The 7,574-nt window shown below is 40.0% G+C and carries 8 protein-coding genes; 3 read left to right on the forward strand and 5 right to left on the reverse strand.

Going from position 1 to position 7,574, the window contains the following annotated elements; all coding sequences use genetic code 11:
* Nucleotides 1-165 precede the first annotated feature (165 nt).
* From fdxA to HUN22_RS14175, 3 genes are all read left to right on the forward strand, one after another.
* Nucleotides 166-489, forward strand: a complete 324-nt coding sequence (gene fdxA, locus HUN22_RS14165; protein WP_002051033.1) for a ferredoxin FdxA — start codon at nucleotides 166-168, stop codon at nucleotides 487-489.
* A gap of 130 nt (nucleotides 490-619) precedes the next feature.
* On the forward strand, nucleotides 620-1,342 hold the full coding sequence (locus tag HUN22_RS14170; RefSeq protein WP_174730570.1) for a D-Ala-D-Ala carboxypeptidase family metallohydrolase: 723 nt from the start codon (nucleotides 620-622) through the stop codon (nucleotides 1,340-1,342).
* A gap of 139 nt (nucleotides 1,343-1,481) precedes the next feature.
* Nucleotides 1,482-2,150: an O-methyltransferase gene (locus tag HUN22_RS14175; RefSeq protein WP_174730573.1), complete on the forward strand. Its 669-nt coding sequence runs from the start codon at nucleotides 1,482-1,484 to the stop codon at nucleotides 2,148-2,150.
* Nucleotides 2,151-2,266: 116 nt separating this feature from the next.
* Here HUN22_RS14175 and HUN22_RS14180 read toward each other — a convergent pair whose 3' ends face one another.
* The 5 genes from HUN22_RS14180 to HUN22_RS14200 form a co-directional block, all read right to left on the reverse strand.
* The gene (locus HUN22_RS14180; RefSeq protein ID WP_174730575.1) at nucleotides 2,267-3,109 is read right to left on the reverse strand and encodes a universal stress protein; all 843 of its coding nucleotides are present in this window, start codon (nucleotides 3,107-3,109) and stop codon (nucleotides 2,267-2,269) included.
* A 155-nt stretch (nucleotides 3,110-3,264) separates the two neighbouring features.
* Complete coding sequence (locus HUN22_RS14185) at nucleotides 3,265-3,876, reverse strand: DapH/DapD/GlmU-related protein (protein WP_174730578.1); 612 nt, start codon at nucleotides 3,874-3,876, stop codon at nucleotides 3,265-3,267.
* Nucleotides 3,869-4,468, reverse strand: a complete 600-nt coding sequence (locus HUN22_RS14190; protein ID WP_174730581.1) for an IMPACT family protein — start codon at nucleotides 4,466-4,468, stop codon at nucleotides 3,869-3,871. Before HUN22_RS14190 ends, HUN22_RS14185 begins: the two co-directional genes overlap by 8 nt.
* A 93-nt stretch (nucleotides 4,469-4,561) precedes the next feature.
* The gene (locus tag HUN22_RS14195; RefSeq protein ID WP_174730584.1) at nucleotides 4,562-5,755 is read right to left on the reverse strand and encodes an HlyD family type I secretion periplasmic adaptor subunit; all 1,194 of its coding nucleotides are present in this window, start codon (nucleotides 5,753-5,755) and stop codon (nucleotides 4,562-4,564) included.
* Nucleotides 5,752-7,574: type I secretion system permease/ATPase (locus HUN22_RS14200; protein ID WP_174730587.1), on the reverse strand; the 1,823-nt coding region annotated here is incomplete at its 5' end. The genes HUN22_RS14200 and HUN22_RS14195, both read right to left, overlap by 4 nt.

A 7,574-nucleotide genomic window follows, 5' to 3' on the forward strand; every position in this document is an offset into this window, starting at 1 on the left:
GATTAGCACTTCATAAGGTTGGAAGATCTGCTTGATTATCAACGTATTAACTTATCTTCATATGCATGAATAAAGAATATCAATAAAAGCAATTGTTTGTTTACCCCTTTTTTGCCTAAAATAAGCTATTCGAAATGAAACCATATTTTTTAGGTAGCTGTCGCCATGACCTTTGTTGTCACTGAAAATTGTATTAAATGTAAATACCAAGATTGCGTAGAAGTTTGTCCTGTAGACTGTTTTTACGAAGGTCCGAATTTCCTAGTGATTAATCCGGATGAATGTATTGACTGTGCATTATGTGAACCAGAGTGCCCGGCAAATGCAATTTTCTCAGAAGATGAGTTACCTGAAGGCCAAGAAGTATTTATTGAATTAAATGCTGAACTTTCGCAAAAATGGCCTAACATTACTCAAATTGGCGATCAACCAGCTGACCGTGAGGAATGGAACGGCAAACCTGATAAATTACAATATCTTGAAAAGTAATTTCAAAAAAGATCAGCAACCGCTGATCTTTTTTATACCCTATTCAAACATTTCATTGCAAATTCCTCGTAATTTGAGCACTGTTTTGCATTAAAATAGCCGCAATATTTATAAGTGCTTAATTTTTCTTATGCGGAAGTTTTTGCAGAGTATGGCGCCTTTATGCATAATCCCAGCGGTTATGGTAGGTTGTGTCAGCTCTCCCCAACACACAACAACAGGCAAAACCTCTCCAAGTGGTAAACGAATCTTTATTCCACAAGAGCGCGTTATTATCGAGCGCCCAATTCCCCCTAAAGTTGAGCCTGCATCTTATCGAAGCTGGTTAAGTTCTGGTGAAAATTACCAACGTGTTCGTGAATACGAAAAATTCTTAACCCGAAACAACGTTGCAGGCATTGTGCCAAGTTTTGAGTTATTACGCTCAGCACGTGATTGGCAAAAATGTGGACGCTCTGAATATGCTGTACCTAACCGCGAACTATGGGGAAATTCTTTATCTACCCTACGCGTATTTAAATATTTAGTTGCAGCAAAAGTTCTCACCGACTTTGAAGTGACCTCAGTTTACCGCGACTTACCTTTAAATGAATGTGCAGGCGGCGCAAGCTCATCTAAACATTTATTTAACTCGGCAATCGATTTCCGTATTGGCCCTGAGTTCCCACAAGCTCAAGATTATGCATTTATCGAAAATACCAAGTTTAAACTTTGTCAATTCTGGGCTCAGCATGGTCAAAGCTTAAATATGGGTATTGGTCTATATAGTTCAGGACAAATTCATATCGATACTCAAGGCTATCGTACTTGGGGGCCTGACCTCACCCGAAACAGTTCGATGTGTAATTTCTAATTTAAAAAACTCCTTTCAACTGAAAGGAGTTTTTTTATTGTTCATTTCCCAATCAACCAAAATTTCTTCAACCGAAGATTTTTGCACTCTATGCATAAACGTTTAAAATAGCCTGATCAACATATAGGTAAATTTGATTATGCAGCAGATGTGGACAGACATTGACCAATATATCGATTCACATTTAATACCTGAAGACCCGCGACTCGAATATGCATTAAAGAATACCGATGAACACGGCTTTTCAAATCATCTTGCAGTGGCTCCTAACCAAGGTATGTTCTTGCAGATGCTTATTCAAATGAATAAATGCAAACGAGTCTTAGAAATTGGAACCTTTGCTGCATACAGTACCATCTGGTTAGGCCGTGCTTTACCTAAAGATGGTTATTTACTCACAATAGAAGGCCGTGCTACTCATGCAGAAATGGCTCAAAAAAATATCGACCATGCCAATCTTCCTGTAAAAGTTGATCTTCGAGCTGGTCGTGCCGCAGATATTCTGTCTACAATTGATCCTGAATCTATCGAGCCTTTTGATTTTATTTTCATTGATGCTGATAAACAGGGTTATCCGGAATATTTAGAATTGAGTCTGAAATTTTCAAGATCAGGTACGATTATCGTGCTCGACAATGTTATTCGTGCAGGTGATATTCTAAATCCTGACAATAAAAAACCGAGTATTGAAGGCATCCGTGAAATGTTTAAAGCCTTAGAAAACCATCCACAAATTCTGTCTTGTACAGCCCTACAAACGGTTGGCTCAAAAGGTCATGATGGCTTCGCAATTGCAATTGTGAAATAATGGTTAAAAAATCATCTTTTTTATTTTATTATTTATAATCAATTAATTACTTTTATTACTGTTGCTTTTCCATATAGTTATCCACAAGATTTGCGGATAACTATATGCAAATCTCATCATTTCGCTACAAGTAATGGCACAGTCGCGTTTCGGAATATGGTTGTCGCAATACTTCCCAAGAAGAATTGGTGAATTTTGCTATGACTAAATGCCCCTAACACAATGATTTGAATACCGTGCTCTTGTTGATACTCTAAAATGTTCTGCGCAACATCACCATATCGGTAAACGGTGACTACATCGAGGCCTGCTTGTTTAAGGTAATGCTCAGGTTCATTTAATATTTCTGGATGATCACCTACATATACCAAATGACATTGCAGTTTTCGTAATAAGTCACTTTGGGCAATACGACGCATCATTTTTTGACAAGTTGGCGAATATTCATAAGCGAAAATAAAACGGGTTGGTACTTTAAAGTTCTCACCGATTGTCAAAACTGTACAGTTAGCCCCACGAATAAAGTTTTCAACATTACTACCGATTGGTTTATGCTTTTCTGCGGCTCTTTCCCCGACTCGACCTAAAATGACGATATCATTTTCATGTAAGAGATTAAAACTTTGTTCTAAAAAATCCCCTTTTTCTTGAATTTTTGAACTGGTAATTCCATGTTTTTCTTGAATAAGATCAGAAATATGACGGAGTAAATTATTGCTATAATCTAACGCGAGTTCACTTTGTTTTTGCTCTAGCTCAGCTAACTCTTTTAGCAGCATTGCATTGCTTTCAAAGCCGATTACCCCACTAATTTCACCGAGATGATAACTGGCTGGGTAATAGTCCAGAATTTGTAATAATACAAGTTCCCGTCCGGTTGCTTTAGCAACCCATGCTGCTGCATCAGCAATAGCATTAATACACGGTGATGAGTCAATACACGCAATAACACGGTTCATGTTAGCCTCTCTTCTTCAGGTCTATTGCCTTGGAGATTATTATTAAAACTTAGCTTTAACTTAACATAGATAAAAATTGGTATGTTAAGGTTTATGTATAAAAATCAACTTTTTTGTTTAAAGATCAAACATTTTATTACATTCTTAAGACTGTATTATTCCCTTAAGCGAATAAATTTTGCGGGGTTCCCACCGACAATATGGTACGGCTCAACATCTTTGGTCACCATACTATTCATCCCGACCACAGCATGTTTACCGATTTTAATACCGTCTTTAATACCCACATGTGCCCCCAACCAAACGTCCTGCTCAATTTCAATTCCTTTGGAGCTAACAGGCTGTTGGTAAAGTGGACGGTCTAGCTGCATCCCATGATCAAATGCATATAAATGACAATACGCCGCAATACGGACTTGGTCGTGCAACTTTATGCCCGCTCGTCCACCATCTAAAATACAATGATGGTTAATCGCGACTTCGTTACCGATTTCCAGTGGTCCATGTAATGTACAATCAGCCGCAATAAAACTATTATCCCCAATAATAATTTTGCGGCCTGGTTCAGCAAAAATATGTGCTAGCGGTGAAATAAAACAATTTTCACCAATCTCAACAGTTTCCATATCCATTAAATAAGCTTGATATTCTTTTTGCCACTCTTCAGCCCAAGCACGGTTTTTAGGTTTTAAAGTCCAATATAACCATGGCATATAGTTTAAGCGGTGCTTATGTTGCTCACGATATTTCAGTAAGGAATCAGTCATCTGTTAATTCCTCTTCAATTTTTAATTCTTCACGACCACGTGTTACATCTCTGAGTTTTAAGGCAAGCGGTTCAATTTGATGTATTTGTAGCCTTGCTTCGATATCTACACCTGTTGCCGTGTAGGTTTCCTGATATTCAATCTGTTGTTGAGTCAGCTCATATTGGAATATCGCCCATTCATTAAAATGACACGAAAAGTAAATTGTCTTCTTTGCAATGAGTTCAATACGCTCAGCCAATAATAAACATTGTCCAGCACAGCCACCATATGCTCTCACAAGGCCGCCTGTCCCCAGTTTTATACCGCCATACCAGCGGTTAACCATCACAATAATATTCGTCAGGTCATTCCCTTCAATCGTTGCCAAGATTGGACGCCCTGCTGTTCCTGACGGTTCACCATCATCATTAAAGCGTACGTTATGGCCAATTTTCCACGCCCAACATTGGTGAGTGGTCGAGATATCCTTATTATGTTCTAAAAATTCTTTAACTTGTTGCTCGTTCTCTACTGGTGCAGCGATGGCCTGAAATCTGCTTTTTTTAATTTCTTCTTCAAATGTAATCTGTGATGCGATCGTAAAAGCCATAAATTAAATAAAGCATAATAAAAATCAAATTATAACGTGAATTTAATAGAATCAAACCCATAAAAAAGCCCCGAATCTCTCGGGGCTTTTTTATTATCTTTCTCGTAAAGCTTCTTTGGCTTTATTAAATGGTTTAAGTAAGTAATCCAGTACCGTCTTTTCACCTGTACGAATATCTACTGTTGCCACCATACCTGGTGTAATACCGAATGCTTTACCTTCTTTATTATAAAGCTTGTCAGAATCAGTACGGATATAAACACGATAATAGAATTGATCTTGTTTCACTTCATCACGAATCGTGTCTGGTGAAATAACCGTAACCTTACCTTTTAAACCACCATAAATTGAGTAGTCATAAGCAGTGATCTTAACTAAAGCTTCTTGTCCCGGACGGATAAAGGCAATGTCACGCGGCAAAATTCGCGCTTCAATAAGTAACTGTTCGTCAATCGGTACAATCGTCATTAACTTACCATTTTGTGGAATCACACCACCATGGGTAGTCACTGCAATTTCTTTTACGACACCACGTACCGGTGCCCTGAACACCGCACGATCCAAACTGTCGGTACGACCCAGTACGATTTGTTGTTGCGTTTCAATATCAGTATTCGCTTTCGATAACTCTTCACGAGCCTTAACATAATACTGGTTCTGCGCATCATTCATTTTGTTTCTAAGGTCATTCGCTTCACGACGTAAACGTAGAACTTCGACCTCACTTGCTGCACCTTTCGCAACTAAAGGTTCGGTCATTGCCAATTCTTGTTGCACCAGTTGTAACGCTTGTTTTAAACCTGCAAGCGTTTGCTCAAGATCAGCACGGCGCGAGCGATAGAGTGCTGTTTCTTCATGTACCAGCTTTGGCTCTTTCAGCACAATTTCAGGAAAAGCCAATGGCGTACCATTAACTTCCGCACGTAAACGCGCTGCTGTTGCTTGAGCCGAGATCAGTAAAGATCTTGATTCACCGACATTTGATGCAAAGCGGGTCGGATCGAGTTGTGCAAGAATTTCGCCTTTTTGAACAATATCGCCTTCTTGGACATTCAGCTTAGTTAAAATACCACCTTCTAAAGACTGAATGACCTGCTCTTTAGATGATGGAATGACTTTACCTGTACCGGTCGAAACTTCTTCAAGTTTAAATACCCATGCCCAGATAAAGAAAATGACTAGGCCAATTCCCACAATCCAGATCACTAAACTCGCACGTGGTAATGGTGGTTCACTATAAGAGACATTCATTGAACGGGTAAGTTCTTGTGGTTGTTGTTCGCTCATGAATTGCCCCCTTGGCTTACTTGTTTTTGTTGGGCTGTTGATTGATTAAGGACCTGATCTCTTGGACCATCCATCACGATTTTGCCTTCGTTAACGACAATAATACGGTCCACTAGTTCTAAAACAGCGCGGCGGTGAGTCGCAACAACCAAGGTTCGATGTGCCAACCAACCTTTTAAATGATCAATCAGTTGTTTCTCTGCCACGTCATCAATCGCGGCTGTTGGCTCATCTAACAATAAAATGTTAGGTTGACGAATCAACAATCGAGCCAATAACAAGGCTTGTTTCTGACCACCAGAGAAACCAACACCCCCTTCCAAAATCAGGTGATCCAGCCCTTCTTTTTTCTCTTGAACAAAAGGTAATGCACCCGTCACCACTAACGCACGAAGAATCTCTTCATCCGTTGCAAGCGGTGCACCCAAAGTGAGGTTTTCACGAATCGTACCGTAGAAAAGATGTGCGTTCTGGTTGAGTAAGCCCATATCACGGCGTACATCAGACGGATCAATTAAAGACAGATCCAGACCATCTAAATACACTGCACCTTGAGTTGGAACTTGCATACCAGACAGAAGCTGAAGCAGTGTCGATTTACCTGCACCATTACGGCCTAAAATTGCAATTTTTTCACCAGCACGAATTTTTAATTGACGAATTGCCAAACTTGGTTTCGGGTCTTCTTCACCATATTGGAACAAAACATTTTTTAATTCGTAATCGCCATTTAAAACAGCCTTGTGTACTAGATGCGAACGGTCAGCCTGATCGATCGGGCGTTGCATGAGCTCATCTAAGCTTTGTTTTGCAACTTTTGCTTGCTGCAAACGACCTAAAACACCTGTAATCTGAGCAATCGGCGCTAACATGCGTGAAGATAAAATTGAACAAGCCACTAACGCACCCGTAGTCATTTCACCATCCATCACCGCAAAACATCCCACTAACACCACTATCGCATAGGTCAAGCCTTGTAACATTTGAGTCCAAGCCATTAAGGTACCGACAATTTTACGTTGTCTCATACCAATATCGGCAGAAACTTCGTTCATGTGGTTCCACTGGTTTTGGAAGCGAGACTCAGCACGTAATAGCTTAATGTCTTCGATGCCCTGCACCGCTTCGACAAGAATGGCGTTACGGATTGATGACTCTCTCATACCCTCTTGTGCAAGTTGTGCCAGCTTCTTCTGCACCAAAATACCCGGTAAGATCATAAGCGGTACAACTAGCAACATCACCCAAAACAGCTTGCCACCAATAAGCGCAAAAATAATTAGGAACAAGAAGAAGAACGGGAAATCGGCGATTGCACTAATGGTAGTTGAAGTCACCAGCTCACGAACACCTTCGAGCTCACGAATCTGGGAAATAAAACTACCTGTAGATTTTGAACGGTCTTTATTTTTGATGCGTAAGGCATGGCCAAATACACGGTCAGAAACACGTAAGTCGGCACGTTTACCAATAATATCGGATAGATATACTCGTGATATACGTAAGGTAAACTCAAAAAGTGCTGCAATAAGTACACCGCCTGCCAGCACCCATAACGTCGGGATAGACTGAGATGGGACAACGCGGTCATAGACTTGCATGGAGAAAATAATGGTTGCCAGTGCCAATACATTGGCAATAAGCGAGGCAAACATAATATCAACGTAACGTTTCCAGTCTCTTAGAACAATTGACCAGAACCAGCTTGCTTCGTATGGTTTGATATATTCGTCAATACGCGCATCGGGAATGGATGTTTCAGGACGCAGGATATAGACATTCTTAATTGTTGTTTTTAAGACATCTAGGCTTAAATTCT

It is taken from the genome of Acinetobacter lactucae (genome assembly GCF_013344765.1).
GTDB classification, from domain to species: Bacteria; Pseudomonadota; Gammaproteobacteria; order Pseudomonadales; family Moraxellaceae; genus Acinetobacter; species Acinetobacter lactucae_A.

Excerpts from the sequence above, each read along its gene's own strand:
- fdxA (WP_002051033.1), top strand. The coding sequence starts at position 166 with ATGACCTTTGTTGTCACTGAAAATTGTATTAAATGTAAATACCAAGAT.
- HUN22_RS14170 (WP_174730570.1), top strand. The coding sequence starts at position 620 with ATGCGGAAGTTTTTGCAGAGTATGGCGCCTTTATGCATAATCCCAGCG.
- HUN22_RS14175 (WP_174730573.1), top strand. The coding sequence starts at position 1,482 with ATGCAGCAGATGTGGACAGACATTGACCAATATATCGATTCACATTTA.
- HUN22_RS14180 (WP_174730575.1), bottom strand. The coding sequence starts at position 3,109 with ATGAACCGTGTTATTGCGTGTATTGACTCATCACCGTGTATTAATGCT.
- HUN22_RS14185 (WP_174730578.1), bottom strand. The coding sequence starts at position 3,876 with ATGACTGATTCCTTACTGAAATATCGTGAGCAACATAAGCACCGCTTA.
- HUN22_RS14190 (WP_174730581.1), bottom strand. The coding sequence starts at position 4,468 with ATGGCTTTTACGATCGCATCACAGATTACATTTGAAGAAGAAATTAAA.
- HUN22_RS14195 (WP_174730584.1), bottom strand. The coding sequence starts at position 5,755 with ATGAGCGAACAACAACCACAAGAACTTACCCGTTCAATGAATGTCTCT.